Source organism: Streptomyces sp. NRRL F-5727, assembly GCF_000719555.1.
Taxonomy (GTDB): Bacteria; Actinomycetota; Actinomycetes; order Streptomycetales; family Streptomycetaceae; genus Streptomyces.
The window spans coordinates 1-24,481 of the sequence record NZ_JOGX01000050.1 but is presented as its reverse complement, the minus strand read 5'-3'; the positions used below and the strand labels follow the sequence as shown (position 1 = coordinate 24,481).

Annotated in this window: 27 protein-coding genes; 22 read left to right on the top strand and 5 right to left on the bottom strand. The window is 73.5% G+C overall.

Annotation, left to right across the window (positions count from 1 at the left end):
• Positions 1 to 104: 104 nt before the first annotated feature.
• Positions 105 to 863, bottom strand: a complete 759-nt coding sequence (locus IF73_RS0127615) for an SDR family NAD(P)-dependent oxidoreductase (protein WP_031012815.1) — start codon at positions 861 to 863, stop codon at positions 105 to 107.
• 176 nt (positions 864 to 1,039) lie between these two features.
• On the opposite strand from IF73_RS0127615, the gene IF73_RS0127610 reads away from it, so the two are divergent.
• The 3 genes from IF73_RS0127610 (at position 1,040) to IF73_RS0127600 (ending at position 3,060) form a co-directional block, all read left to right on the top strand.
• Positions 1,040 to 1,651 (top strand): dihydrofolate reductase family protein, encoded by a 612-nt coding sequence (locus IF73_RS0127610; RefSeq protein ID WP_031012813.1) that lies wholly within the window; start codon positions 1,040 to 1,042, stop codon positions 1,649 to 1,651.
• A 122-nt stretch (positions 1,652 to 1,773) separates the two neighbouring features.
• The gene (locus tag IF73_RS0127605; RefSeq protein ID WP_031012811.1) at positions 1,774 to 2,712 is read left to right on the top strand and encodes a DMT family transporter; all 939 of its coding nucleotides are present in this window, start codon (positions 1,774 to 1,776) and stop codon (positions 2,710 to 2,712) included.
• Between the two features lie 9 nt (positions 2,713 to 2,721).
• A complete protein-coding gene (locus IF73_RS0127600) occupies positions 2,722 to 3,060 on the top strand; it encodes a hypothetical protein (protein ID WP_031012808.1) in 339 nt (112 codons plus the stop codon).
• Here the strand turns inward: IF73_RS0127600 and IF73_RS0127595 are convergent.
• On the bottom strand, positions 3,057 to 3,281 hold the full coding sequence (locus IF73_RS0127595) for a hypothetical protein (protein WP_031012806.1): 225 nt from the start codon (positions 3,279 to 3,281) through the stop codon (positions 3,057 to 3,059). The two genes, IF73_RS0127600 and IF73_RS0127595, sit on opposite strands and share 4 nt — an antisense overlap.
• Positions 3,282 to 3,425: 144 nt before the next feature.
• Here IF73_RS0127595 and IF73_RS0127590 point away from each other — a divergent pair, with 144 nt between their 5' ends.
• From IF73_RS0127590 to IF73_RS0127580, 3 genes are read left to right on the top strand one after another with little or no spacing between them, the layout of a single operon-like run.
• Positions 3,426 to 4,640: a sensor histidine kinase gene (locus IF73_RS0127590; protein WP_031012805.1), complete on the top strand. Its 1,215-nt coding sequence runs from the start codon at positions 3,426 to 3,428 to the stop codon at positions 4,638 to 4,640.
• A complete protein-coding gene (locus IF73_RS0127585) occupies positions 4,637 to 5,323 on the top strand; it encodes a response regulator (protein WP_051717371.1) in 687 nt (228 codons plus the stop codon). Before IF73_RS0127590 ends, IF73_RS0127585 begins: the two co-directional genes overlap by 4 nt.
• Positions 5,324 to 5,357: 34 nt before the next feature.
• Positions 5,358 to 5,750 carry a PaaI family thioesterase gene (locus IF73_RS0127580; protein ID WP_031012802.1) on the top strand — a complete coding sequence of 131 codons (393 nt, stop codon included), beginning with the start codon at positions 5,358 to 5,360 and terminating at the stop codon, positions 5,748 to 5,750.
• 2 nt (positions 5,751 to 5,752) lie between these two features.
• Here IF73_RS0127580 and IF73_RS0127575 read toward each other — a convergent pair whose 3' ends face one another.
• Positions 5,753 to 6,745 carry a Gfo/Idh/MocA family oxidoreductase gene (locus IF73_RS0127575; protein ID WP_031012801.1) on the bottom strand — a complete coding sequence of 331 codons (993 nt, stop codon included), beginning with the start codon at positions 6,743 to 6,745 and terminating at the stop codon, positions 5,753 to 5,755.
• A 161-nt stretch (positions 6,746 to 6,906) separates the two neighbouring features.
• On the opposite strand from IF73_RS0127575, the gene IF73_RS0127570 reads away from it, so the two are divergent.
• From IF73_RS0127570 to IF73_RS0127500, 15 genes are all read left to right on the top strand, one after another.
• Positions 6,907 to 7,620 carry a GntR family transcriptional regulator gene (locus IF73_RS0127570; RefSeq protein ID WP_031012799.1) on the top strand — a complete coding sequence of 238 codons (714 nt, stop codon included), beginning with the start codon at positions 6,907 to 6,909 and terminating at the stop codon, positions 7,618 to 7,620.
• A gap of 98 nt (positions 7,621 to 7,718) precedes the next feature.
• Complete coding sequence (locus tag IF73_RS0127565) at positions 7,719 to 8,738, top strand: sugar ABC transporter substrate-binding protein (protein ID WP_031012797.1); 1,020 nt, start codon at positions 7,719 to 7,721, stop codon at positions 8,736 to 8,738.
• Positions 8,735 to 9,799: an ABC transporter permease gene (locus tag IF73_RS0127560; RefSeq protein WP_031012796.1), complete on the top strand. Its 1,065-nt coding sequence runs from the start codon at positions 8,735 to 8,737 to the stop codon at positions 9,797 to 9,799. Before IF73_RS0127565 ends, IF73_RS0127560 begins: the two co-directional genes overlap by 4 nt.
• The gene (locus IF73_RS0127555) at positions 9,796 to 10,584 is read left to right on the top strand and encodes an ATP-binding cassette domain-containing protein (protein ID WP_031012794.1); all 789 of its coding nucleotides are present in this window, start codon (positions 9,796 to 9,798) and stop codon (positions 10,582 to 10,584) included. Before IF73_RS0127560 ends, IF73_RS0127555 begins: the two co-directional genes overlap by 4 nt.
• Positions 10,585 to 10,640: 56 nt before the next feature.
• Positions 10,641 to 11,801 carry an ROK family glucokinase gene (locus tag IF73_RS0127550; RefSeq protein ID WP_031012793.1) on the top strand — a complete coding sequence of 387 codons (1,161 nt, stop codon included), beginning with the start codon at positions 10,641 to 10,643 and terminating at the stop codon, positions 11,799 to 11,801.
• A complete protein-coding gene (locus IF73_RS0127545) occupies positions 11,798 to 12,376 on the top strand; it encodes a hypothetical protein (protein WP_031012791.1) in 579 nt (192 codons plus the stop codon). The genes IF73_RS0127550 and IF73_RS0127545 overlap by 4 nt, the downstream gene beginning before the upstream one ends.
• Before the next feature lie 36 nt (positions 12,377 to 12,412).
• Positions 12,413 to 13,828 carry a DEAD/DEAH box helicase gene (locus tag IF73_RS0127540; protein ID WP_031012790.1) on the top strand — a complete coding sequence of 472 codons (1,416 nt, stop codon included), beginning with the start codon at positions 12,413 to 12,415 and terminating at the stop codon, positions 13,826 to 13,828.
• Positions 13,829 to 13,912: 84 nt separating this feature from the next.
• Positions 13,913 to 15,187 carry an alpha/beta fold hydrolase gene (locus IF73_RS0127535; protein ID WP_031012788.1) on the top strand — a complete coding sequence of 425 codons (1,275 nt, stop codon included), beginning with the start codon at positions 13,913 to 13,915 and terminating at the stop codon, positions 15,185 to 15,187.
• A gap of 52 nt (positions 15,188 to 15,239) precedes the next feature.
• Entirely contained in the window at positions 15,240 to 15,872 is a 633-nt protein-coding gene (locus IF73_RS0127530) for an MBL fold metallo-hydrolase (RefSeq protein ID WP_031012787.1), read from the top strand.
• A 45-nt stretch (positions 15,873 to 15,917) separates the two neighbouring features.
• A complete protein-coding gene (locus tag IF73_RS0127525) occupies positions 15,918 to 16,697 on the top strand; it encodes an exodeoxyribonuclease III (protein ID WP_031012786.1) in 780 nt (259 codons plus the stop codon).
• An 83-nt stretch (positions 16,698 to 16,780) separates the two neighbouring features.
• Complete coding sequence (locus IF73_RS0127520) at positions 16,781 to 17,218, top strand: DUF6278 family protein (protein ID WP_031012785.1); 438 nt, start codon at positions 16,781 to 16,783, stop codon at positions 17,216 to 17,218.
• 165 nt (positions 17,219 to 17,383) lie between these two features.
• Positions 17,384 to 18,127, top strand: a complete 744-nt coding sequence (locus tag IF73_RS0127515) for an amino acid ABC transporter ATP-binding protein (RefSeq protein WP_031012784.1) — start codon at positions 17,384 to 17,386, stop codon at positions 18,125 to 18,127.
• A gap of 14 nt (positions 18,128 to 18,141) precedes the next feature.
• Positions 18,142 to 19,065 carry a glutamate ABC transporter substrate-binding protein gene (locus IF73_RS0127510; protein ID WP_031012782.1) on the top strand — a complete coding sequence of 308 codons (924 nt, stop codon included), beginning with the start codon at positions 18,142 to 18,144 and terminating at the stop codon, positions 19,063 to 19,065.
• 17 nt (positions 19,066 to 19,082) lie between these two features.
• Positions 19,083 to 19,727, top strand: coding sequence for an amino acid ABC transporter permease (locus IF73_RS0127505; RefSeq protein ID WP_031012780.1), 645 nt, complete (start codon positions 19,083 to 19,085; stop codon positions 19,725 to 19,727).
• A complete protein-coding gene (locus IF73_RS0127500) occupies positions 19,724 to 20,590 on the top strand; it encodes an amino acid ABC transporter permease (protein ID WP_031012779.1) in 867 nt (288 codons plus the stop codon). The genes IF73_RS0127505 and IF73_RS0127500 overlap by 4 nt, the downstream gene beginning before the upstream one ends.
• A 52-nt stretch (positions 20,591 to 20,642) precedes the next feature.
• Here IF73_RS0127500 and IF73_RS0127495 read toward each other — a convergent pair whose 3' ends face one another.
• A complete protein-coding gene (locus IF73_RS0127495; RefSeq protein WP_031012777.1) occupies positions 20,643 to 22,196 on the bottom strand; it encodes an alpha/beta fold hydrolase in 1,554 nt (517 codons plus the stop codon).
• Between the two features lie 143 nt (positions 22,197 to 22,339).
• Between IF73_RS0127495 and IF73_RS0127490 the strand changes: the two genes are divergently transcribed.
• Positions 22,340 to 23,578, top strand: coding sequence for a cytochrome P450 (locus tag IF73_RS0127490; protein ID WP_031012775.1), 1,239 nt, complete (start codon positions 22,340 to 22,342; stop codon positions 23,576 to 23,578).
• Here the strand turns inward: IF73_RS0127490 and IF73_RS0127485 are convergent.
• A complete protein-coding gene (locus IF73_RS0127485; protein WP_031012772.1) occupies positions 23,544 to 24,275 on the bottom strand; it encodes a hypothetical protein in 732 nt (243 codons plus the stop codon). The two genes, IF73_RS0127490 and IF73_RS0127485, sit on opposite strands and share 35 nt — an antisense overlap.
• Positions 24,276 to 24,481 lie beyond the last annotated feature (206 nt).

The following is a 24,481-nucleotide window of genomic DNA, read 5'->3' as shown; positions in this document are numbered from 1 at the left end:
TCAGCCCACCGGCCGAAGCCCAGCCGGCCGAAGCTCAGCCCACCGGCCGAAGCCCAGCCGGCCGAAGCTCAGTCCACCGGGATCGGGCTCCGCCCCCTTCCGCGTCAGGCCGCGTGCCCGCCGTCCACCGACAGTTCGGCGCCCGTCACGTAGCGGCCTTCCGGGCCCGCCAGGTAGGCGACGGCGGCGGCGACCTCGTCCGGGGTGCCGAAGCGGCCGAGCGCCGTCAGGGCCGCCTGGCCCTCCGCGTACGGGCCGTCCGCCGGGTTGAGGTCGGTGTCGACCGGGCCCGGGTGGACGATGTTCGCGGTGATCCGGCGCCCGCCGAGTTCGCGCGCCAGCGCCCGCGTCAGGCCCACCAGCGCCGACTTGCTCAGCGTGTAGAGGGTGCCGCCGGGGCCCGGCACGCGCTGGGTCATGCAGGTGCCGATCGTGATGATCCTGCCGCCGTCGGGCAGCCGCTCCGCCGCCGCCTGGGAGGCGAGGAACGTGGCCCGGACGTTCACCGCGAGCACCCGGTCCACGTCGGCGAGGGTCAGCTCGCCCAGCGGGCCGAGGACGCCGATGCCGACGTTGTTCACCAGGACGTCGAGCCGCCCCAGGTCGTCCGCCGCCCGGTGCACCACGCCCGCCGCCTCCCCGGCGTCCCCCGCGTCCGCGCGCAGCGGCAGCGCCCGCCGGCCGGCCGCCTCGATGCGGGCCGCGACCTCCTTGGCCGCCGCCTCGTCCCGTACATAGGTGAAGGCCACGTCGGCGCCCTGCCGGGCGAGCCGGACCGCCGTCGCCGCGCCGATGCCGCGGCTGCCGCCCGTCACGAGTACCGCCGTCCCGTCCATCGCGTTCACCGCGTTCATCGTGGACATCGCTCCCTGCCTCCTCGAAATCGCCTAACTGGTTGCGGATTCAAGGAAAGCGGGGGCGAGGAGCCTCCGCTGGCGGCCATCGGACACCGACTTCGGCGCGCACCGATGAGTTGCGGTACCCGTCCCGGTCGATACGGATGGAACCCGACGTTCCCACCGACCGAAAGGCAAGCGTCATGGCCACCCTCAGCCTCACCCAGTTCCTCACCCTCGACGGCGTCTACCAGGCGCCCGGCGGCCCCGACGAGGACCGCAGCGGCGGCTTCGAGCACGGCGGCTGGTCCGTGCCCTTCGGCGACGAGGACTTCGGCCGCCACATCGACGGGATCTTCTCCCGGCCCACCGCCTTCCTCCTCGGCCGCCGCACCTACGAGATCTTCGCGGGGTACTGGCCGAAGCACGACGACCCGGCCGACCCCGTCGCGAGCAAGCTCAACGCCCTGCCCAAGTACGTCGCCACCACCACCCTCGACTCCGCCGACTGGGCCCACACGACCCTGCTGCGCGGGGACGCCGTCGAGGAGGTCACCGCGCTCAAGGAGCGCCTCGACGGCGAGATCCAGATGCACGGCAGCGGCGGACTCGCCCGCACCCTCCTCGCCCACGACCTCATCGACACCCTCCACCTGCACCTCTTCCCGGTCGTCCTCGGCACCGGCTACCGCCTCTTCACCGAGGGGGCCCGGCCGACCGCCTTCCGGCTCACCGAGGCCGTCGTCACCAGCACAGGCGTCGCCCTCCACACCTACGAGCGCGCGGGCCGCCCCACGTACGGCAGTTACGCCTGAGCGGGGGCGAGGAAAAGGGTGTAGTCACCACCGGGACGGGCCGGTACGGTGATCGTCCCCGTGTCAGAGTGGGCGAGCCGACGAAGTCTCCACCCCTTGAGCAGAGTTGGAGACCCGCACCGATGGCCGCTTCGTCCGCTTCGCCGTACGCCGGATCCGTCCCCCTCGGCGCCCGGCGCCGCGCCTGGCTCACCGACCTTCCGCTGCTGCTCGTCGCCGCCTTCTGGGGCGGCAGCTACCTCGCGGCCAAGGGCATCACCACCAGCCACACCGTCGTCGCCGTCCTGGTGCTGCGGTTCGCGCTGGTGGTGCCCGTCCTGGTCGCCGCCGGACGGAAGGGCCTGCGGGCCCTGACCGGCGCGCAGTGGCGCGGTGCCGCCCTGCTCGGCGGGATCCTCGCCGGGATCTTCCTCCTGGAGACCTACGGGGTCGTCCACACCTCGGCCACCAACGCGGGCCTGATCATCAGCCTCACCATGATCTTCACCCCGCTCGCCGAGGCCGCCGTCACCCGCACCAGGCCGTCGCGCGGCTTCCTCGGCGCCGCGGGGCTCTCCGTCGCCGGCGTCGTCCTGCTCACCCAGGGCGCGGGCTTCACCGCCCCCTCCCTCGGCGACCTGCTGATCCTGCTCGCGGCGGTGGCCCGGACCGTGCACGTCCTCGCGATGGCCCGGATCAAGGCGGTCCAGTCGGCCGACGCGCTCTCCCTGACCACCGTCCAGCTCGGCACCGCCGTCCTCGTCTTCGCCGTCCTCTCCGCGACCGGCGGCGGCGTCAGCCCGTGGGCCGCCGCGCTGGACTTCGGCCCCCGCGAGTGGGCCGGGCTGCTCTTCCTCTCCGTCTTCTGCACCCTCTTCGCCTTCTTCGTGCAGATGTGGGCCGTCCGCCGCACCTCCGCCTCCCGGGTCAGCCTGCTGCTCGGCACCGAGCCGCTGTGGGCCGCCCTCGCCGGCATCGCCCTGGCCGGCGACCGGCCCGGCGTCCTCGGCCTCGCGGGCGCCGTCCTGGTCCTCACGGGCACCGCCTGGGGCCGCCGGAGCGCCGACGCGGACGCCCGATAGGTTCTGTCCATGCCAAGCAACCCCACCGTCGCCCCCGAGTCCCCGCTGCTCGCCCGCGCCCGCCGCACCCAGGCGTGGGGCCTCGGCCTCCTCGCCGTCGCAGGGCTCCTCTGGGCCTGGTTCGCCGTCCTCCTCGTCACCCCGTACGCCGAGGACGGCAAGTGCCCCGCGCTGGTCGCCAGCGAGTACGCCCACGACGACGCGTGTGTCGAGGTGCGCGACTGGCCGCTCCTCGTCGCCCTGCTCGGCGGCTCGGTCCCGTGCGCCGCCCTGGGCGCCGGACTCAGCGCGAGCGGCGGCGCCCAGCGCCGGCTCGCCGAACATCTGGACACCGCCCCCCGCGCCTAGGACTTCTTCTCGACCCGCTCCGAGACGATCATCAGCACCAGGCCGAGCACGGCGACCACGACGTTCGCGAAGACCTCGCGGCCTTCCAGGAACCCCACGTGCTCGGTCAGGAAGCGCGTCGCGCCCATGAACGAGAACCAGCCGTCCGTCAGCTCCCGCACCACACCGCAGACCCCGAAGACGGTGAGCAGGAAACCGGTCACCTCAAGAAATCTCCTCATGCGGCGATCATGGGCGCGCCGCCCGGCCGGCCGCGTCGGCCGCCGGTCGACGGCCGCGCGACCGAAGTATCGACCCGCGCGACTTCGGTCGCGGACGGCCGCCGCGGACCGGTGCGCCGGGCCCCGGCTGCGTACATTGCGGATATGACGCGAACGGACCGGCAGCGCTGGCTGCTCCCCTCCCACCTGGTCGAACCGGGCGGGAGCGGGGCCGGCCGGCCCCGCCGTACCGTCCGGGACTGGGTCGTCGACACCGTCGTCTTCCTGCTCGCCGCCGTCTTCGGGCTCGTCGCCCTCGACACCAGCGCCCGCTACAACGGCGACGCCGTGAACCTGGCCGACCAGATCGTCGGCGCCCTCGCCTGCTGCGCGCTCTGGCTGCGCCGCCGGTGGCCCGTCGGGCTCGCCGCCGTCCTCGCCGTCGTCGGCGCCCTCGCCCCGGTCGCCGCCGGCGCCATGCTCGCGAGCCTCTTCAGCGTCGCCGTCCGCCGGCCCTTCCGGGAGATCGCCTGGATCCTCGGGATCGCCCTCGCCGGCGCCGTCGTCACCGTCTTCGTCCGCCCCGACCCCGAGACCGGCGCCGTCCTCGGCATCGTCCTCGGCGTCTCCCTCACCCTCCTCGTCACCGCCTGGGGCATGCTCGTCCGGGCCCGCCGCCAGCTCGTCGAGGCGCTACGCGAGCGCGCCGAGCGGGCCGAGTCGGAGGCCGAGCTGCGCGCCGCACAGGCCCAGCGGCTGGCCCGCGAGGCCATCGCCCGCGAGATGCACGACGTCCTCGCCCACCGGCTCACCCTGCTCAGCGTCCACGCCGGCGCCCTGGAGTTCCGGCCCGACGCCCCGCCCGAGCAGATCGCCCGCGCCGCCGGCGTCATCCGCGACAGCGCCCACGACGCCCTCCAGGACCTGCGCGAGATCATCGGCGTGCTGCGCGCCCCGGGGGAGGAGAGCGGCGGCGGCGACCGGCCGCAGCCGACCCTCGCCACCCTCGGCGAGCTCGTCGACGAGTCCCGCGCGGCCGGGATGACGGTCGTCCTGGACTCCACGGTCGACGACCCCCGCGCCGTACCCGCCGCCACCGGCCGCACCGTCTACCGCATCGCCCAGGAGGGCCTCACCAACGCCCGCAAGCACGCCCCCGGCGCCCGGGTCACCGTCCTGCTGCGCGGCCGGCCCGGCGAAGGGCTCACCGTCGAGGTCAGCAACCCGGCGCCGGACGGACCCGTCCCGCACGTCCCCGGCTCCGGCCAGGGCCTCATCGGGCTCTCCGAGCGGGCCGCGCTCGCCGGCGGGCGCCTCGACCACGGCCCGGCCCCCGGCGGCGGCTTCGCCCTCACCGCCTGGCTACCGTGGCCCCCATGACCATCCGGCTGCTCCTCGTCGACGACGACCCCCTGGTCCGCGCGGGCCTCACCCTGATGCTCGGCGGCGACGACGCCGTCGAGATCGTCGGCGAGGGCTCCGACGGGAGCGAGGTCCCCGACCTCGTCGCCCGGCTCGCCCCCGACGTCGTCCTCATGGACATCCGTATGCCGCACGTCGACGGCCTCACCGCCACCGAACGGCTCCGGGCCCGCCCCGGCGCCCCCGAGGTGATCGTCCTGACCACCTTCCACGCCGACGAGCAGGTGCTGCGCGCGCTGCGGGCCGGCGCCGCCGGGTTCGTCCTCAAGGACACCCCGCCCGCCGAGATCGTCGCCGCCGTCCGCCGGGTCGCCGCCGGCGACCCGGTGCTCTCCCCGGCCGTCACCCGCCAGCTGATGAGCCATGTCGCCGGCCGCCCCGAGGCCCGCCCCCGCCGGGCCGGCGCCGCCGAACGCCTCGGCGGGCTCGCCGACCGCGAGCGGGAGGTGGCCGTCGCCGTCGGCCGCGGCGCCTCCAACGCCGAGATCGCCGCCGAGCTGTACATGAGCGTGCCGACGGTGAAGACGTACGTCTCCCGGCTGCTCGCCAAGCTCGGCCTCAACAACCGGGTCCAGATCGCGCTCCTCGTCCACGACGCCGGTCTCCTCGATCAGGACCCCCACGGGGGTACCGGCGAGTAGGGTGACGAGGGTGACCGACTCCGCCACCCTCGCCATGGCCCGGGACATCCTGCGGGCCCAGCCCTTCAGCCGCCTCGTCGGCGCCGACGTCCGCGCCTTCGGCGACGGCGGCGCCACCCTCGAACTGCCGATCCGCGAGGACCTGCGCCAGCAGAACGGCTTCGTGCACGGCGGAGTCCTCTCGTACGCCGCCGACAACGCGATCACCTTCGCCGCCGGCACCGTCCTCGGCCCGGCCGTCCTCACCGCCGGGTACTCCATCGACTACGTCCGCCCCGCCGTCGGCGTCACCCTCCGCGCCCGCGCCGAGGTCCTGCACGCCGGCCGCCGCCAGGCCGTCGTCCGCTGCGAACTCCTCACCGTCGACGAGGAGGGCGACGAGACCGTCTGCGCCCTCGCCCAGGGCACCGTCCGCGCCGTCGGCTGAGCTCAGTCCGCGACCCGCACCGGCCGGTGCTCGCGCCGGGACCGCTCGCACGCGTCCGCGACCCGCAGCGCGGCCAGCGCCTCCCGCCCGTCGCACGGGTTCGGGGCCTCGCCGCGCACCAGCCGGACGAAGGCGTCCAGCTCCGCCTCGTACGCCGGGGCGAACCGCTCCAGGAAGCCGGGCCACGGCTTCGGCGGCGGCGCGGGGGAGTGCGGCTCCAGCGAGGTGAGCGGGGTCCGCTCGTCCAGCCCCACCGCGAACTGGTCCCGGTCCCCGGCCAGTTCCATCCGTACGTCGTACCCGGCGCCGTTGCAGCGGGTCGCCGTCGCCGTCACAGGCGTGCCGTCGTCCAGGGTGAGCAGCGCGGCGGCCGTGTCCACGTCACCGGCCTCGCGGAACATCGCCGGGCCCGCGTCCGAGCCGGTCGCGTACACCTCCACGACCTCCCGGCCGGTCACCCAGCGCACGATGTCGACGTCGTGCACCATGCAGTCCCGGAAGAGACCGCCGGACAGCGGCAGATACGCGGCGGGCGGCGGCTCCGGGTCCGAGGTCACCGTCCGTACCGTGTGCAGCCTCCCCAGCCGCCCCGCCCGGACCGCCTCGCGCGCCGCCCGGTAGCCCGCGTCGAAGCGGCGCATGAAGCCCAGCTGCAGCTCGGTGCCCGCCTCCGCGACCGCCGCCAGCGCGGCCAGCGTGCCCGGCACGTCCAGCGCGATCGGCTTCTCGCAGAAGGCCGGCAGCCCCGCCCGCGCGGCCCGGGCGATCAGCTCCGCGTGCGCGGCCGTCGCCGAGGCGATCACCACGGCGTCCAGGCCCCCGCCGAGCAGCGCCGCGACGTCCGGCGCGGCCTCGGCGCCCACCGCCGCCGCCACCGCGGCCGCCCGCGCCGGATCGGCGTCGGCGACCACCAGCGCGCCGACCCCCGGATGCCGGGCGAGCACCCCCGCGTGAAAACTCCCGATCCGGCCCGTACCGATGAGTCCGATGCGCATGGCCCCACCGTGAGGCGCCCGCCGGACCGTGTCAAGGTTTGTCAGGACAAGCGCCGGCGGCGCCCCGGTGAACCCGGTACGACGCCTTCCCGGCGTCCCGGGGCGGGGCTACGCTCCCAGCCGTGGCCAAGCAGTCCGGATCCCCCCTGCCGCCCTTCTCCGTGGACCGTGCCAGCCCGGTCCCGCTCTACTTCCAGCTGGCCCGGCAGCTGGAACAGGCCGTCGCCGACGGGACCCTGCCGCCCGGCACCCTCCTCGGCAACGAGATCGACCTCGCCGCCCGCCTCGGCCTCTCCCGGCCCACCGTCCGCCAGGCCATCCGCACCCTCGTCGACCGGGGCCTGCTCGTCCGCCGCCGGGGCGTCGGCACCCAGGTCGTCCACTCCCGCGTCCGCCGCCCCCTGGAGCTCAGCAGCCTCTACGACGACCTGGAGGCCGCCGGCCACCACCCCGCCACCCGTGTCCTCGTCGACCGCCTCGAACCCGCCGGACCGGCCGTCGCCGCCGCCCTCGGCGTCCCCGAGGGCACCGGCGTCCACTACCTGGAGCGGTTGCGCACCGCGCGCGGCGAGCCCCTGGCGTACCTCCGCAACCACCTCCCCGCCGGGCTCGTCGACGCCGCCGCCCTGGAGACCACCGGGCTCTACCGGCTGCTCCGCGCCGCCGCGCCCGCCCTGCACACCGCCCGCCAGTCCATCGGCGCCCGCGCCGCCGCCCCCGAGGAGGCCGCGCTCCTCGCGGAGGAGCCCGGCGCGCCGCTGCTCACGATGGAGCGCACCACCTTCGACGCGACCGGCCGGCCCGTCGAGTTCGGCTCCCACCTCTACCGGGCCGGCCGCTACTCCTTCGAGTTCCAGCTGATGGTCCGTCCGTAGGGCCGCCGGACCGGGGGCGGGGCCCCCTGACGAGCGCCCTGACCCGCATGACCGATACTGCAATGCACGCAGAAGGACACAAAGGAGGGCACGGCCTCGTGACCAGGCTTCGGACAGGAGGGGTACGCGCCGCGATCGGCGCCGTGCTCGCACTCGCGCTCACGGGAGCGCTCGCCGGGTGCAGCAGCACGGGCGGCAAGCGGGCGGAGGACGCCCGCAAGGCGGCCGCGGCCCAGGGCCGGGCGGCCGTGGACACCCCCCGCTGGACCTTCGCGATGGTGACCCACTCGGGCGACGGGGACACCTTCTGGGACATCGTCCAGAACGGCGCCGAGCAGGCCGCCGCCAAGGACAACATCAACTTCCTCTACGCCCACAGCGACGAGTCCCAGCAGCAGGCGCAGCTGATCGACTCGTACGTCGCCAAGGGCGTCGACGGGCTCATCGTGACCCTCGCCAAGCCCGACGCGATGAAGGCCGCCGTGGAGAAGGCCGTCAAGGCCGGCATCCCGGTGATCACCGTGAACTCCGGCGCCGCGCAGTCCGAGGAGTTCGGCGCCCTCACCCACATCGGCCAGGACGAGACCGTCGCCGGCCAGGCCGTCGGCGAGGAGCTGACGAAGCGCGGGCGCAAGAAGGCCCTCTGCGTCCTGCACGAGCAGGGCAACGTCGGCCACGAGCAGCGCTGCGCCGGCACGAAGGAGACCTTCGACGGCGAGCTGGTCAACCTCTACGTCGACGGCACCAACATGCCCGACGTGAAGGCGTCCATCGAGGCCAAGCTCCAGTCCGACAAGGACGTGGACGCCGTGGTCACCCTCGGCGCCCCCTTCGCCGACGCCGCCGTGCAGGCCGCGAAGAGCGCCGGCAGCAAGGCCGAGGTCGACACCTTCGACCTCAACGCCAAGGTCGCCGCCGCGCTCGCCGACGGCACCCTCGGCTTCGCCGTCGACCAGCAGCCCTACCTCCAGGGCTACGAGGCCGTCGACCTGCTCTGGCTCTACCGCTACAACGCCGACGTCCTCGGCGGCGGCAAGCCCGTCCTGACCGGACCGCAGATCATCACGAAGGACCAGGCCGGGGCCCTCAGGGAGTACGCGGAGCGGGGGACCCGATGAGCGCCACCGCCCCGCCGTCCGCACCGGGCGACGGCGTCGACCACGTCGACGAACGCCTCCTGCGCACCACCCCGCTGAAGAAGCTCCTCGCCCGCCCCGAGCTGGGCTCGGTCGTCGGCGCGGTCGCCGTCTTCGTCTTCTTCGCGTTCGCCGCCGACAGCTTTTTGCGCCCGTCCAGCCTCGGCACCGTCCTCTACGCGGCCTCCACCCTCGGCATCATGGCCGTGCCGGTCGCCCTGCTGATGATCGGCGGCGAGTTCGACCTCTCCGCCGGCGTCCTCGTCACCAGCTCCGCGCTGGTCTCGTCGATGTTCAGCTACCAGATGACCGCGAACGTCTGGGTCGGCGTCGGCGTCTCGCTGCTCGTCACCCTGGCCATCGGCGCCTTCAACGGCTTCATGCTGACCCGGACGAAGCTGCCCAGCTTCATCATCACGCTCGGCACCTTCCTCATGCTGACCGGCCTGAACCTGGGCCTCACCAAGCTGATCACCGGCACCGTCTCCACCAAGTCGATCGCCGACATGGAGGGCTTCCCCTCCGCCCACTCCGTCTTCGCCTCGACCCTCACGGTCGGCGGCGTGGAGCTGAAGGTCACCATCCTGTGGTGGTTCGGGCTGGTGGCGGTGGCCACCTGGATCCTGCTCCGCACCCGCTTCGGCAACTGGATCTTCGCCGTCGGCGGCGGCGCCGACGCGGCCCGCGCGGTCGGCGTCCCGGTCCACCGCACCAGGATCGGCCTCTACATGGGCGTCGCCCTCTGCGCCTGGATCGCCGGCCAGCACCTGCTCTTCTCCTTCGACGTCGTCCAGTCCGGCGAAGGCGTCGGCAACGAGCTGATCTACATCATCGCGGCCGTCATCGGCGGCTGTCTGATCACCGGCGGCTACGGCTCGGCCATCGGCTCCGCCGTCGGCGCCCTCATCTTCGGCATGACCAGCAAGGGCATCGTCTACGCCGAGTGGAACCCCGACTGGTTCAAGTTCTTCCTGGGCGCGATGCTGCTGCTCGCGACCCTGCTGAACGCCTGGATCCGCAGGCGCGTGGAGGCGACCAAGTGACCACGACCCCGCTGGTGGAGCTGACCGGCGTCAGCAAGTACTACGGCAACATCCGCGCCCTCGAAGGGGTCTCCCTGGAGGTCCGGGCCGGCGAGATCTCCTGCGTCCTCGGCGACAACGGCGCCGGCAAGTCCACCCTCATCAAGATCGTCGCCGGTCTGCACCGGCACGACGCCGGCACCTTCCGCGTCGAGGGCGAGGAGGTCACCCTCGCCAACCCGCGCGACGCCCTCGACCGGGGCATCGCCACCGTCTACCAGGACCTCGCCGTCGTCCCGCTGATGCCCGTCTGGCGGAACTTCTTCCTCGGCTCGGAACCCACGAAGGGCAAGGGGCCCCTCAGGCGGCTCGACACCGAACGGATGCGGACCACCACCCGCGAGGCGCTGCTCCGCATGGGCATCGACCTGCGCGACGTCGACCAGCCCATCGGCACCCTCTCCGGCGGCGAACGCCAGTGCGTGGCCATCGCCCGCGCGGTCCACTTCGGCGCCAAGGTCCTCGTCCTCGACGAGCCGACCGCCGCCCTGGGCGTCAAGCAGTCCGGCGTCGTCCTCAAGTACGTGGCCGCCGCCCGCGACCAGGGCCTCGGCGTGGTCCTCATCACGCACAACCCCCACCACGCCTACCTCGTCGGCGACCGGTTCGTGCTGCTCAAGCGCGGCGTGATGGCCGCGAGCCACACCAAGGACTCGGTGACGCTCGACGAGTTGACCCGCCAGATGGCCGGCGGCAGCGAGCTGGACGACCTCCGCCACGAGCTGGAGCGCCCCTCCGGCCCGTGACCCGACCCGCCGCCTCATCACGCGGACCCGACGCCCCTCCTGGCAGAATCGAGCCGATGAGTACCTACCGTGACCCCGCCCGGGGCGGTGTCCTGCGGACCGTCGGGACCCGCGAGCGGCGCTCCCACCTGTCGGCGCCCCGGGTGCCGACGGTGGGCATCGACATCGGCGGGACCAAGGTGATGGCGGGCGTCGTCGACGCCGACGGCACCATCCTGGAGAAGATCCGCACCGAGACCCCCGACAAGTCCAAGAGCCCCAAGGTCGTCGAGGACACCATCGTCGAGCTGGTCCTGGACCTCTCCGACCGGCACGACGTGCACGCCGTCGGCATCGGCGCGGCCGGCTGGGTCGACGCCGACCGGGCCCGCGTCCTCTTCGCCCCCCACCTCGCCTGGCGCAACGAACCCCTCCGCGACGCCCTCCAGGACCGGCTGGCCGTCCCCGTCATGGTGGACAACGACGCCAACACGGCCGCCTGGGCCGAGTGGCGCTTCGGCGCCGGCCGCGGCGAGGACCACCTCGTCATGATCACCCTCGGTACGGGGATCGGCGGCGCCATCCTGGAGGACGGCAGGGTCAAGCGCGGCAAGTACGGCGTGGCCGGCGAGTTCGGCCACATGCAGGTCGTGCCCGGCGGCCACCGCTGCCCCTGCGGCAACCGCGGCTGCTGGGAGCAGTACAGCTCCGGCAACGCCCTGGTCCGCGAGGCCCGCGAGCTGGCCGCCGCCGACTCCCCGGTGGCGTACGGGATCATCGAGCGGGTCAAGGGGAACGTCCCCGACATCACCGGCCCGCTCATCACCGAGCTGGCCCGCGAGGGCGACGCCATGTGCGTCGAACTGCTCCAGGACATCGGGCAGTGGCTCGGCGTCGGCATCGCCAACCTCGCCGCCGCCCTCGACCCCTCCTGCTTCGTCATCGGCGGCGGCGTCTCCGCCGCCGACGACCTGCTCATCGGCCCCGCCCGGGACGCCTTCCGCCGCCACCTCACCGGCCGCGGCTACCGCCCCGAGGCCCGCATCACCCGCGCCCAGCTCGGCCCCGAGGCCGGCATGGTCGGCGCCGCCGACCTCGCCCGGCTGGTCGCCCGCCGCTTCCGCCGCGCCAACCGGCGCCGGGTGGAGCGCTACGAGCGGTACGAGCGGTACGCGCAGGCGTTCCGCCCCGGGACGCACGGCCGCGCCCCCCGCACCCCCGAGGACCCCGGCTCATGAGCGTGCAGGAGCGGCTGCCCGAGCAGCGCCACGCCGAGCAGCGGATGCCGGAGGACCGGGGACGGATGATCCGCCGCCGCTGGCTGACGGCGGTCATCATCGTCCTGCTCGTCGGCATCCCGGCCGGCTATCTGGTGATCTCCGCCGGGCAGAGCCGGGCGAGCGGCGTCGACAAGGAGCGCGAGTCCTCCGTCGTCGGCCTCCAGGACAACTGGCCCTCGCTGATGAAGCGCCGGGTCTTCGAGGTCCCCGTCCCGGCGGGCGCCTCCGGCGTCGCCTACTACGAGACCAGCAACTGGCGGACCAGCCGGCTCTACGTGCAGTTCACCACCACGGCGGCCGGCCTCGACGCCTTCCTCGCCGAGTCCGGCACCAGCCGCTCCGCGCTCACCTCCGGCCGGATCACGGTCTCCGGCCGGGACGCCGACATCGTCGGCTGGACCTTCCCCGACGGCCTGACCTGGTCGGGCACCACCGTCACCCGCGAGGACCCCCGCCCCACCTCCGACATCACCGTCGACCTCACCGACCCGGCCTTCCCCCGCGTCTTCACGGTCTCCACCACCAGCCCGTGACCCGCGCGCCGTCCGCGCCGGGTCACAATGGACCCCATGAACAGTTCCCGCCCCACCGCAGCCGAGGACGACTTCGCGCAGCACGCCGGTGCCACGCCGGCCCTCCCCGCCGTCGCCTCCTTCGACGAGCTGGGGCTGCTTGCCGCGGTACGGGAGCTGCTCACCGCGCAGGGCGTCGTCACCCCCTTCCCGATCCAGGCGGCGACCCTGCCGAACGCCCTCGCCGGGCGTGACGTCCTCGGCCGCGGCCGGACCGGCTCCGGCAAGACGCTCGCCTTCGGGCTGCCGCTGCTGGTGCGCCTCGCCGGCCGTCGCGCCGAGGCCCGCAGGCCCCGCGCCCTGGTCCTCGTCCCCACCCGCGAACTGGCCCAGCAGGTCACCGACGCGCTCGCACCGTACGCCGGGGCGCTGCGGCTGCGGCTCGCCACCGTGGTCGGCGGCATGTCGATCGGCCGGCAGGCCACCGCGCTGCGCGACGGCGCCGAGGTCGTGATCGCCACCCCCGGCCGCCTCCTGGACCTCGTCGAACGCAAGGACGCCCGGCTCGACCGGGTGGAGATCACCGTCCTCGACGAGGCCGACCAGATGGCCGACCTGGGCTTCACCGACCAGGTCACCGCCCTCCTCGACCTGGTGCCCGCGGACGGCCAGCGGATGCTGTTCTCCGCCACCCTCGACCGGAACGTCGACCTCGTCGTCGAGCGCTACCTGCGGGACCCGGTCGTCCACTCCGTCGACCCCTCGGCCGCCGCCGTCACCACCATGGAGCACCACGTCCTCCAGGTGCACGGCGCCGACAAGTTCGCCACCGCCACCGAGATCGCCGCCCGCGACGGGCGCGTGATCATGTTCCTGGCCACCAAGGCGGCCGTCGACCGCTTCACCGCGCACCTGCGCGGCAGCGGCGTACGGGCCGCCGCCCTGCACGGCGACAAGTCCCAGCCGCTGCGGACCCGCACCCTGGAGCGGTTCCGCGCCGGCGAGGTGACCGTCCTGGTGGCCACCAACGTGGCCGCGCGCGGCATCCACGTCGACGAGATCGACCTCGTCGTGAACGTCGACCCGCCCGCCGACCACAAGGACTACCTCCACCGCGGCGGCCGCACGGCCCGCGCCGGCGGCTCCGGCACCGTCGTCACCCTGGTCCTGCCCGACCAGCGCAAGGACGTGCTGCGGCTGATGGCGGACGCCGGGCTCCGGCCCCGGGTCACCCAGGTCCGCTCCGGCGAGGCGGAGCTGACCCGCCTCACCGGCGCCCGCGCGCCGTCCGGCGTCCCCGTCGACGGCGCCGCCCCCAGCACCGAGCGCCCCAAGCGGGGCGGCGCGCAGTTCCGCGGCATCGGCACCGTCCCCGGCAAGCCCGGCCGGGCGAAGAACGAGTCCCGGCGGTCCGCCGAGGAGCGCAAGCTGGCCGAGGCCCGCAAGGCCGCCCGGATCCGCCGGGGCCGCTGACCCCGGACCGGACGGGAGCCTCGTCACACCCCGACCTCCGACCCGGCGCCGCGCGCGACGCGGCGGGATGAGAGGGTCGGGCGAGTGAGTGAGACACCGACGAACACCCTGCAATACCGAGTCGACGGGCCCGACGACGCTCCCGTCCTGGTCCTGGGCCCCTCGTTGGGCACCACCTTCCACATGTGGGACCGCCAGATCCCGGAGCTGACCCGGGACCGGCGCGTCGTCCGGTTCGACCTGCCCGGCCACGGCGGCGCCCCCGCCCAGCCCTTCACCTCCGTCGCGGAGCTCGGCGACCGCCTCCTCGCCACCCTCGACACCCTCGGCGTCCAGCGCTTCGGCTACGCCGGCTGCTCCCTCGGCGGCGCCGTCGGCCTGGACCTCGCCCTGCGCGCCCCGCACCGGGTCGCCTCGCTGGCGCTGGTCGCCACCGCGCCGCGGTTCGGCACCCCCGACGAGTTCCGCCAGCGCGGGGTCGTGGTCCGCACCAACGGCCTGGAGCCGATGGCCCGCACCGCGCCCGAGCAGTGGTTCACCCCGCACTTCGCCGCCAACCAGCCGGCCATCGTCGACTGGGCCGTCCAGATGGTGCGGACCACCGACGCCGCCTGTTACGTCGCCGCCTGCGAGGCGCTGGCCGTCTTCGACGTCCGCGCCGCCCTCGGCAGCATCGGCGTGCCCGCGCTGGTCCTGGTCGGCTCCGAGGACCGGGTGACCGGCCCCGCCGAGGCCCGTACCCTCGTCGCCGGCATCGCCGACGCCAAGCTGGCCGTCGTCCCGGGCGCCTCCCACCTCGCCCCGGTCGAGCAGCCGGCCGCCGTCACCGACCTGCTCCTGGAGCACTTCTCGGCGACCGGCCCGGAGACCAGCGGCACCCTGGCCGTCCCGCCGCCCGTCCCCACCGCCGCCCCGGTCCCGGCCGAGTCGCCCGCCCCCGTCCCGGCCGCGGCCGAGGACGCCGCGGAGGCCCCGGCGGCCCGCCCCGACCCGTACGAGAAGGGGCTCGGGCTGCGCCGCGAGATCCTCGGCGACGCCCATGTCGACCGGGCGCTCGCCGACCCGGACGCCGGCGCCTTCCAGGAGCTCGTCACCCGCTACGCCTGGGGCGAGGTCTGGGCCCGGGACGGCCTCGACCGGCGCACCCGCAGCGTCGTCACCCTGACGGCGCTGATCGCCGGCGGGCACCGGGAGGCGCTCGCCGACCACACCCGGGCCGCGCTCCGCAACGGCCTGTCGCCCGCCGAGATCCGCGAGATCGTGCTGCACACCGCCGTCTACTGCGGCCTCCCGGCCGCCGAGACCGCCCTCGCCACGGTCGGCCGCGTGATCACCGAGGAGACCACGCCGCCCGCGTAGGCCGTGCCGCTCGGACCGCGCCGGGCCCGCACGCCCGGCGTAGGGTGAGGCCGTGAAGCTGACGAAGAAGTCCCACGCCTGTGTCCGGCTGGAGAAGGACGGGCGGACGCTCGTCCTCGACCCCGGGATGTTCACGGAGGAGGACGCGGTGCTGGGCGCCGACGCCCTCCTCGTCACCCACGAGCACCCGGACCACTTCGACGAGGGCCGGCTCCGGGCCGCCCTCGACGCCAACCCTGCCGCCGAGATCTGGACCCTGCGGAGCGTCGCCGACCGGCTGGCGCCGGCGTTCCCCGGCCGGGTGCACACCGTCGGGCACGGCGACGCCTTCACCGCCGCCGGTTTCGACGTCGAGGTCCACGGCGAGCTGCACGCCGTGATCCACCCGGACATCCCGCGCATCACCAACGTCGGCTTCCTCGTCGACGGCGCCGTCTTCCACCCCGGCGACGCCCTCACCGTCCCCGGCCGCCCGGTGGACACCCTGCTGCTGCCGGTGATGGCGCCGTGGAACAAGATCTCCGAGGTGATCGACTACGTCCGCGAGGTGAGGCCGCGCCGGGCGTACGACATCCACGACGCGCTCCTGACCGACCTGGCCCGGCCGATCTACGACCGGCAGATCGGCGGGCTCGGCGGCACCGACCACCAGCGGCTCGCGTCCGGCGCCTCCGCGGAGCTCTGAGCGGGCTCCGGGCCGCTGTCGGTGCCCGCCAGTAGGCTGGGCGTCATGCGCATCGCCACCTGGAACGTCAACTCGATCACCGCCCGGCTGCCCCGGCTGCTGGCCTGGCTGGAGAGCAGCGGCACCGACGTGCTCTGCATCCAGGAGACCAAGTGCACCGCCGAGCAGTTCCCCACCGAGGAGCTGCGCGCGCTGGGGTACGAGTCGGCGGTCAGCGCCACCGGCCGGTGGAACGGCGTGGCCCTGCTCTCCCGTGTCGGCTTCGAGGACGTCGTGACGGGCCTGCCCGGCGGGCCCGAGTACGCCGGCGTGCAGGAGCCCCGGGCCGTCTCCGCCACCTGCGGCCCGGTCCGCGTCTGGTCGGTCTACGTGCCGAACGGCCGGGAGGTCGCCCACGAGCACTACGCCTACAAGCTGCGCTGGCTGGAGGCGCTGAAGGCGGCCGTCGGCGAGGACGCGGCCGGCGACCGGCCCTTCGCCGTCCTCGGCGACTACAACATCGCCCCGACCGACGCCGACGTCTGGGACATCTCCCTCTTCGAGGGCGCCACCCACGTCACCGAGCCCGAGCGCGCGGCCCTCGCCGGGCTGCGCGAGACCGGCCTCGCCGACGTCGTCCCGCGCCCCCTCAAGTACGACCACCCGTACACGTACTGGGACTACCGCCAGCTCGCCTTCCCCAAGAACAAGGGCATGCGCATCGACCTGGTCTACGGCAACAAGTCCTTCACCGAGGCCGTGAAGGACAGTTACGTGGACCGCGAGGAGCGCAAGGGCAAGGGCGCCTCCGACCACGCCCCGGTCGTCGTCGACCTCGACCTCTGACGGCGGTGACCTGCGCGGGCGCTCCATAACGATCTCAGCGTGCCGGGTGGTGGACGGGCGGGTGACGATGCGACGCTGTTCCGATGAACATCCCGTTTCTCGACCACTGGCGCAAGCGGCACGAGCCCGAACCGTCCCCGCTGGCCGCGGCCTTCGACCGTGACCCCGAGGGCGTGGCGGAACTGCTCGCCGAGTGCGAGCTGCTCCGCGCCCGGGTCGAGCGGGCGGGCGTGACGCTGGACGACTCCCCGCGCTCCCTGGAGGAGCTCGACCAGCTCCCGCCGCGCTGGCGCGACGACGCCGAAGAGCTGCCCTGGTTCGGCAACGACGCGGGGCTCTACCTCGGCACCGTCATCGTGCGGAACGTGCCGGGCGCCCGCTGGCAGGTGTGGCCGAACGGCGGTCCGGTCGTCGTCCTGGAGTCCGGCCGTGAGGTCCCGGTCGTCGAGTACGGCGTCGAGTGGGCGATGAGCGGGGCGCCCGAACTCTCCCAGGTGTACGCCGAGGCCGCCGAGGAGTGACCTTCCGGCAGGCCGTGCCCGCCCCACCCGGTTGCCGTAAATACGGCTAATCCCGACTTGCTCCCTTTCGGGCGTGTCGGGCGTGAAGTCCCTTTTCCCGGCGGTAGTTTGCGCTGTCTCGACACACCGCATCGGCACACCGCTGGGAATGGGGCAGGGCAGCGCATGACCGTCGATCCGCTGATCGAACTGCGTGGCGTGAACAAGCACTACGGCACGCTGCACGTCCTCCAGGGCATCGACCTCACCGTCGGCCGCGGCGAGGTCGTCGTCGTCATCGGACCCTCCGGCTCCGGCAAGTCCACCCTCTGCCGGGCGATGAACCGGCTGGAGACCATCGAGTCCGGCGAGATCCGCATCGACGGCCGGCCCCTCCCCGAGGAGGGGAAGGACCTCGCCCGGCTGCGCGCCGAGGTCGGCATGGTCTTCCAGTCCTTCAACCTCTTCGCCCACAAGACCGTCCTCGCCAACGTCTCCCTCGCCCAGATCAAGGTCCGCGGGCGCAAGCGCGAGGAGGCCGACCGGCGGTCCCGCGAACTCCTCGACCGGGTCGGCCTCGCCGCCCACGCCGAGAAGTACCCGGCACAGCTCTCCGGCGGCCAGCAGCAGCGCGTCGCCATCGCCCGCGCCCTCGCCATGGACCCCAAGGCACTCCTCTTCGACGAGCCCACCTCCGCCCTCGACCCGGAGATGATCAACGAGGTCCTGGAGGTCATGCAGCAACTGGCCCGCGAGGGGATGACCATGGTCGTCGTCACCCACGAGATGGGCTTCGCCCGGTCCGCCGCCAACCGGGTCGTCTTCATGGCCGACGGCCGGATCCTGGAGGACCGCGCCCCCGAGGAGTTCTTCACCGCCCCGCGCAGCGAGCGCGCCAAGGACTTCCTCTCCAAGATCCTCTCGCACTGACCGGGGTGGGAACCATGCAGCGCACGCACCGACGCCTGGGCGCCCTCGCCCTGCTGCTCGCCGTCACGGGCTCCCTGCTGGCCGGCTGCGGCCGCCCCGGCAGCCCGCCCGTCAGGGGCCCGCAGCCCGACCAACTCCCCACCTACCGAGTCGAGTCCGGCTTCCGGCTGCCGGAGTCCCCCACCTGGAACCGGGCCAGGAAACGCGGCCGGCTGATCGTCGGCGCCAAGGAGGACCAGCCGTACCTCGGCGAGAAGGACCCCGCCACCGGCGTCTACTCCGGCTACGACATCGAGATCGCCCGGATGATGGCCGCCTCCCTGGGCTTCGACCCGAAGAGCGGCGTCGAGTTCCGCACCATCGCCTCCGCCAACCGCGAGACCGCTCTGCAGAACGGGCAGATCGACTACTACGTCGGCACCTACACCATCAACGACAAGCGCAAGCAGCTCGTCGGCTTCGCCGGCCCCTACTACCAGGCCGGGCAGTCCCTCCTCGTCCGCACCGACGAGGACGACATCCACGGGCCCCAGGACCTCGACGGCAAGCGCGTCTGCTCCGCCGCCGGCTCCACCCCCTACCAGCGGATCCAGCAGGAGTACCCGAAGGCCGAACTCGTCGCCTACGACACGTACTCCATCTGCGTCGACAACCTCCTCACCTACCAGGTCGACGCCGTCACCACCGACGACACCATCCTCATGGGCTACGCCGCCAAGGTCCCCGACGAACTCAAGCTCGCCGGGAAGCCGTTCTCGAAGGAGCCGTACGGGATCGGCGTGCCGCACGGCGACACCGCGCTCCGCCTCGCCCTCGACGACGCCATCGCCGCGCACGAGAAGAACGGCGACTGGAAGAAGGCGTACGACGCGACCCTCGGCCTCTCCGGGGTCCCCGCCCCGACGCCGCCGCCCATCGACCGCTACCCGGCCAACTGAGGACCCCCACCGCTGACATGGACGTACTGACAGAGAACTTCTCGCTCTACGCCGAGGGTTTCCTCGGCACCCTCGAACTCACCGTCTACGCCTCGGCGCTCGCCCTCGTCCTGGGCTTCGTCATGGCCGCCTTCCGGGTCGCGCCCGTCGGCTCCTTCCGGGTCTTCGGCACGGTCTGGGTCACCGTCCTCCGCAACACCCCGCTCACCCTGCTCTTCTTCGCGGTCATGCTGGGCCTGCCCCGCTTCGGCATCGTGCTGCCCTTCGAGCTGTTCGCCGTCCTCGCCCTCGGCTGCTACACCTCGGCCTTCATCTGCGAGGCGCTGCGCTCCGGCATCAACACCGTCCCCGTCGGACAGGGCGAGGCCGCCCGCAGCCTCGGCATGAGCTTCACCCAGACCCTCGGCGCGGTCGTCCTGCCGCAGGCGTTCCGTTCGGTGATCCCGCCGATCGGCTCCACCCTGATCGCCCTCGCCAAGAACTCCGCCATCGCCGGCGCCTTCAGCGTCACCGAACTCCTGGGCACCTACAAGACCTTGAGCGAACTCGGCTACAACATCATCTGGACCTTCGTCTGGATCGCCGTCGGCTACCTCGTCATCACGCTCGCCATCAGCGCGCTCTTCAACGTGATGGAGAAGCGCTGGGGGGTGGCCCGATGAGCCGCCCGCCGCAGGCCAGCGCCCTCTACGACATCCCCGGCCCGCAGGCCCGCCGCCGGCACCTCCTCTACGGCCTGCTCTCCACCGCCGTGATCCTCGGCATCGCCGCCTGGATCCTCTATCTGCTCTTCGACACCGACCAGTTCACCGCGGTGAAGTGGCGGCCCTTCCTCTACGAGGGCATCCAGGAGCTGCTGCTCGAAGGGCTCGGCAACACCCTCAAGGCGTTCGCGCTCGCCGCCGTCCTCTCCCTGGCGCTCGGCGCGGTCCTCGCCACCGGGCGGCTCTCCGACCACCGGCCGGTGCGCTGGATCGCCACCCTGCTCGTGGAGTTCTTCCGCGCCATGCCCGTGCTGGTGATGATCTTCTTCATCTTCGTGGCGCTCAAGGTGCAGCCGCTGCCGGCGCTGGTCGCCGGACTCACCCTCTACAACGGCTCGGTGCTCGCCGAGGTCTTCCGCACCGGCGTGCACGCCGTGCCGCGCGGGCAGGGGGAGGCCGCGTATGCCCTGGGCATGCGGAAGACCCAGGTGATGACCTGGGTCCTGGTCCCGCAGGCGGTCCGCGCGATGCTTCCGGCCATCATCAGTCAGCTGGTGGTGGCGCTGAAGGACACCTCGCTCGGCTATCTCATCACCTACGAGGAGTTCCTCCACGCGGGCAAGCTGATCGCCTCCAACCTCGACTACGACCTGCCGTTCATCCCGGTCGTCCTGGTGATCTCGCCGATCTACATCGGGATGTGCATGCTGCTCTCCTGGTTCGCGACCTGGATCGCGCGCCGGGAGCGCCGCGACCCCCGCACGAAGGGGGTGGACGTCGCTCCCGCCGCACCGGTGATCACGCTGCCGGGCCGCGAGTGACCCCTCTACGGGCCCCCGCACGGGCCTGAAACCGGCCCGGCAGCAGCCGTGATCACTCCTTCCGCATCGGCACCGTCAGGTACGAGGGATCGGACGCGGGGGAGGAGAAGGTCAGCTGCGCGCCGGCCGGGTTGTGCTCGATGTACAGCGGGTCGACGGTGTCGACGACCAGCGCGAGCCGGTGGCCGGCCGGGACGTCGTAGGCCGTGGAGAACAGCTCCAGGTCGACGGCGAACGGCCGGCCGGGCGTCTTGCCGTGGAAGGTGTACGGGGCGTTGCTCACCAGCTTCCCGACACCCAGCGGGCCCACGTCGTACAGGTACGCGACGAAGGTGCCGCTCGACGCGGTCGGCGTGACCGTGGTGTGCAGCACGGGCGTGCCGCGCACCGCCGCGCCGGAGTCGTACCGCCCGGACTGCCAGACGGCGGCGAAGGAGCGGGGGAGGAGCGGCACGGAGACGGTCGGCGGGGTCTGCGCCAGCTGGTCGAGCAGATTGCTGAGCAGCACGATGCCGCCGTCCGCGCCGGAGTTCACGTTGGCCCAGACGTGCTCGGAGTCGGCCAGCGCGATGCGCTCGCGGTGCGCCTGGACGGACGCCCAGTCGGCGTACCCCTCGTAGCCGCCGTCGGAGCGCGGCTTCAGGCGCACGGGCGGCTCGCGGTCGATGCCGTTGTCGGTGCCCTTGAGGTAGCGGTCGAACCAGCGGTGGGCGCTGGTCCAGGTGTCGTTGGGCAGGCCGAGGAGGCCGGTGGCCTCGGCGGTGGCGTGGTCGCCGGGGCGGAACTCCAGCCGCTTGGGGCCCTTCAGCTTCTCGTAGAAGCTCGCGTACTGGTTGGGCGGGAAGACGGTGTCGCCCCAGGCGTTGCCGAGCATGACCGCGGTGCCGTTGGCGTTGATCCGGTCGAGGTGGGTGACGGCCGAACGCTGCCGTCCCCAGGCGATCATCTCGTCCTCCTGGTCGAGGTCGGACGAGAGGAAGTCCTTGAGGACCTTCTCCAGTTCGGGCCCGGGCCGCCCGGTGAGGTACCCGGCTCCGCCGAGCAGCGCGGCGGCCTGGAGGTGCTGGGTGCGGCCGCTGTAGATGGAGTCGATCAGGTCGGCCCAGCCGCTCAGCGCGGCGACGGCCTTGATCCGGGAGTCGTGCGCGGCGGCGAGCAGGCTGATCCCCGCGCCGTAACTGATCCCGGCCATACCGACCCTGGCCGGATCCGCCGGGGTGTGGGCGAGCGCCCAGTCGATCACCTTCGACGCGTCGGCGATGTCCTTCGGTCCGGCGGTCTCGATCTCCCCGCCGGACTCCCAGAACCCGCGCGAGTTGTAACTCACCACGACGTAACCGGAGTCGGCGAGCCTCTGTGCCTGTGCCAGGTACTCGATCTGGGGCGTGGCCCAGCTGGTGGGCAGCACGACGACCGGGTAGCGGACGGAGCCGTCGGCCCCGGCGGGCGTGACGACGTTGGCCTTGAGGACGGTGCCGCCGTCACCGGCGATGTCGACGAACCGGACCGACGTGCCGGACTCGGCGGCGTGGGCGGCGGGGGACAGGGCCAGGGCCGTCCCGGCCACCAGGGCGGCGGAGACGGCGAGGGCCAGGGATGTGCGCACGGGCCACTCCTCGATGGGGGGTCGCTGATGGGGGCAGCGAGGTGGCCCGACGGTAACGGCGAGGTGCTACCCGTGGTAACCGGTCGGTAAGTTACGTGCGGGTAACGATTGTGGGGTGCTGCTCCCTGCTCCAGGCTGGACCCGTGCAGCCGACGAGCCTTCCCGATGTCTTCGACCCCCGTGTCCACGCCGCCGGGCCGCCGCACGACGCCTTCCGGGAGCTGCGGGAGCGGGCGCCCGTCGCCTGGCAGGAGGAGCGGGCGGTGCTGGGGTGGCCCGCCGGGAGCGGGTTCTGGGCGGTGACCCGGCACGCCGACGTGGTGCGGGTGCTCAAGGACGCCGGGACGTACTCCTCCCGGCTCGGGGCCACCCAGATCCGCGACCCCGATCCGGCCGACCTGCCCTTCATCCGGCGCATGATGCTCAACCAGGACCCGCCGGAGCACGGCCGGCTGCGGCGGCTGGTCAGCCGGGCGTTCACGCCGGGGCGGATCGAGCGGTTCGAGGCGACCGCGCGTACGCGGGCCCGCCGGCTGCTCACGGCGGCCCGGGAGGCCGGCGGCGAGGTCGATCTCGTGCGGACCGTCACCGACGACTACGCGCTGCTCAACCTCACCGACCTGCTCGGCGTGCCGGCCGGGGACCGGGGGCTGCTGCACGCCTGGACCGAGCGGGTCATCGCCTACCAGGACCCCGACGAGCCGCCCGTCCTCGGCGCCGACGGACGGCCCCTCGACCCGCGGTCACCGGCCATGCTCGCCGAGATGTTCGGGTACGCGCAGGAGCTGGCCGCGTACAAGCGGCAGCACCCCGCCGACGACCTCATGACCGCCCTCGCCACCACCGAACTCGCCGACGCCGAGCTGGAGATGTTCTTCTTCCTCCTCACCGTCGCCGGCAACGACACCGTGCGGTCGGCGGCCCCGGGCGGCGTCCTCGCCCTCTGCGGGGACCCCGGCGAGCAGCGCAGGCTCTGGCGGGGCGAGGCCGGCATGGACACCGCCGTGGACGAGCTGCTGCGGATCCACCCGCCGGTGCTCTCCTTCCGTCGCACCGCCGCCCGGGACACCGAACTCGCCGGGACGCGGATCACCGTCGGCGACAAGGTCGTCGTCTTCCACGTCTCCGCCAACCACGACGAACGCGTCTTCGCCGACCCGCACCGCCTCGACCTCGACCGCCGCCCGAACCCCCACGTCTCCTTCGGCGACGGCCCGCACGTCTGCCTCGGCGCCCACTTCGCCCGGCTGCAACTCCGTGTCTTCTACGAGGAGTTGCGCGGCGCCTGCGCGGGCGTCGAGTCCGCCGGGGCGCCCCGGCGGCTGGTCTCCAACTTCATCAACGGGATCACGTCGCTGCCGGTGCGACTGCGGGAGCCCTGAGCGCCGCCCGCGTCACGTCGGCCACCAGCTCCACCACGTCGGGGCCGTACGCCTGGGAGTTGACCACCCGCAGCAGCAGGACGAACGAGCCGCCGCGGTGGGTGCGGGCGAGCCGCTCGTGGTGCCGGGCCAGATAGCGGGTCGCCGCCTGGTTGGTGATCGCCCGCTGTCCGCAGAAGAGGAAGACCGGGCGCCCGCCCTCGCCGGCCGTGATCCGCGCCAGCACCACGTACTCGACGGTCCCCGGGTCCATCCGGTACCGCTCGCCGCCGACCTCGATCGCGCCCCGCTCCTCGACCGGGTCCGGCTCCGTGTTCATGGACAGGCCGGGCAGCAGACTGCCGAGATGCGCGGCCATCCTGCGGTTCGACCCCGGCCCGCCGACGCAGAACTCCGTGCGGTCGCCGAAGCCCAGATGGGTCCGGTCGTGCTGGACGATCTGCGCCTGCGCCCCGCAGTCCTTCACCAGCGCGGCCAGTTCGAGCAGCGCGAAGACGTCGAAGCGGTGCACCGCCCCGTCCCCGCCCGCCTCCCGGTTGACCACCAGCAGACACTCCGCGTGGCCGGGCAGGCCGAAGAACTCCTGCTTCCGGCGGAGCCGGCGACGCCACACGTACGTCCGGGTGAGCCAGCCCAGGGACGCGCTGAGGCCGGTCGCCAGCACGCCGAGCACGATGTTCCGCAGGTCCTCGTCCATAGGGGCGCATGCTAGCGGCGGTCGGGTGACCCTTCGAGAGGGGAGGGGGACGCTCCCCTCGCCGGCCGCGCACGGAAGTTACGGTGGGTGCCGGAGCGTTGACGGGAGGTCAGGGATGCGCCGGTCCGCCTGGCGGTACGGCATGGTCGCGGCGGCCACCGCGACCATGCTCGCGGTGGGAGCCGCCGCCCCACCCGCCCCCGCCC

Coding starts and splice junctions, on each gene's coding strand:
- IF73_RS0127505 (WP_031012780.1), top strand. CDS start 19,083: ATGGACGTACTGACAGAGAACTTCTCGCTCTACGCCGAGGGTTTCCTC.
- IF73_RS0127485 (WP_031012772.1), bottom strand. CDS start 24,275: ATGGACGAGGACCTGCGGAACATCGTGCTCGGCGTGCTGGCGACCGGC.
- IF73_RS0127605 (WP_031012811.1), top strand. CDS start 1,774: ATGGCCGCTTCGTCCGCTTCGCCGTACGCCGGATCCGTCCCCCTCGGC.
- IF73_RS0127590 (WP_031012805.1), top strand. CDS start 3,426: ATGACGCGAACGGACCGGCAGCGCTGGCTGCTCCCCTCCCACCTGGTC.
- IF73_RS0127500 (WP_031012779.1), top strand. CDS start 19,724: ATGAGCCGCCCGCCGCAGGCCAGCGCCCTCTACGACATCCCCGGCCCG.
- IF73_RS0127550 (WP_031012793.1), top strand. CDS start 10,641: ATGAGTACCTACCGTGACCCCGCCCGGGGCGGTGTCCTGCGGACCGTC.
- IF73_RS0127515 (WP_031012784.1), top strand. CDS start 17,384: ATGACCGTCGATCCGCTGATCGAACTGCGTGGCGTGAACAAGCACTAC.
- IF73_RS0127600 (WP_031012808.1), top strand. CDS start 2,722: ATGCCAAGCAACCCCACCGTCGCCCCCGAGTCCCCGCTGCTCGCCCGC.
- IF73_RS0127610 (WP_031012813.1), top strand. CDS start 1,040: ATGGCCACCCTCAGCCTCACCCAGTTCCTCACCCTCGACGGCGTCTAC.
- IF73_RS0127540 (WP_031012790.1), top strand. CDS start 12,413: ATGAACAGTTCCCGCCCCACCGCAGCCGAGGACGACTTCGCGCAGCAC.
- IF73_RS0127520 (WP_031012785.1), top strand. CDS start 16,781: ATGAACATCCCGTTTCTCGACCACTGGCGCAAGCGGCACGAGCCCGAA.
- IF73_RS0127580 (WP_031012802.1), top strand. CDS start 5,358: ATGGCCCGGGACATCCTGCGGGCCCAGCCCTTCAGCCGCCTCGTCGGC.
- IF73_RS0127560 (WP_031012796.1), top strand. CDS start 8,735: ATGAGCGCCACCGCCCCGCCGTCCGCACCGGGCGACGGCGTCGACCAC.
- IF73_RS0127525 (WP_031012786.1), top strand. CDS start 15,918: ATGCGCATCGCCACCTGGAACGTCAACTCGATCACCGCCCGGCTGCCC.
- IF73_RS0127585 (WP_051717371.1), top strand. CDS start 4,637: ATGACCATCCGGCTGCTCCTCGTCGACGACGACCCCCTGGTCCGCGCG.
- IF73_RS0127510 (WP_031012782.1), top strand. CDS start 18,142: ATGCAGCGCACGCACCGACGCCTGGGCGCCCTCGCCCTGCTGCTCGCC.
- IF73_RS0127615 (WP_031012815.1), bottom strand. CDS start 863: ATGTCCACGATGAACGCGGTGAACGCGATGGACGGGACGGCGGTACTC.
- IF73_RS0127575 (WP_031012801.1), bottom strand. CDS start 6,745: ATGCGCATCGGACTCATCGGTACGGGCCGGATCGGGAGTTTTCACGCG.
- IF73_RS0127595 (WP_031012806.1), bottom strand. CDS start 3,281: ATGAGGAGATTTCTTGAGGTGACCGGTTTCCTGCTCACCGTCTTCGGG.
- IF73_RS0127545 (WP_031012791.1), top strand. CDS start 11,798: ATGAGCGTGCAGGAGCGGCTGCCCGAGCAGCGCCACGCCGAGCAGCGG.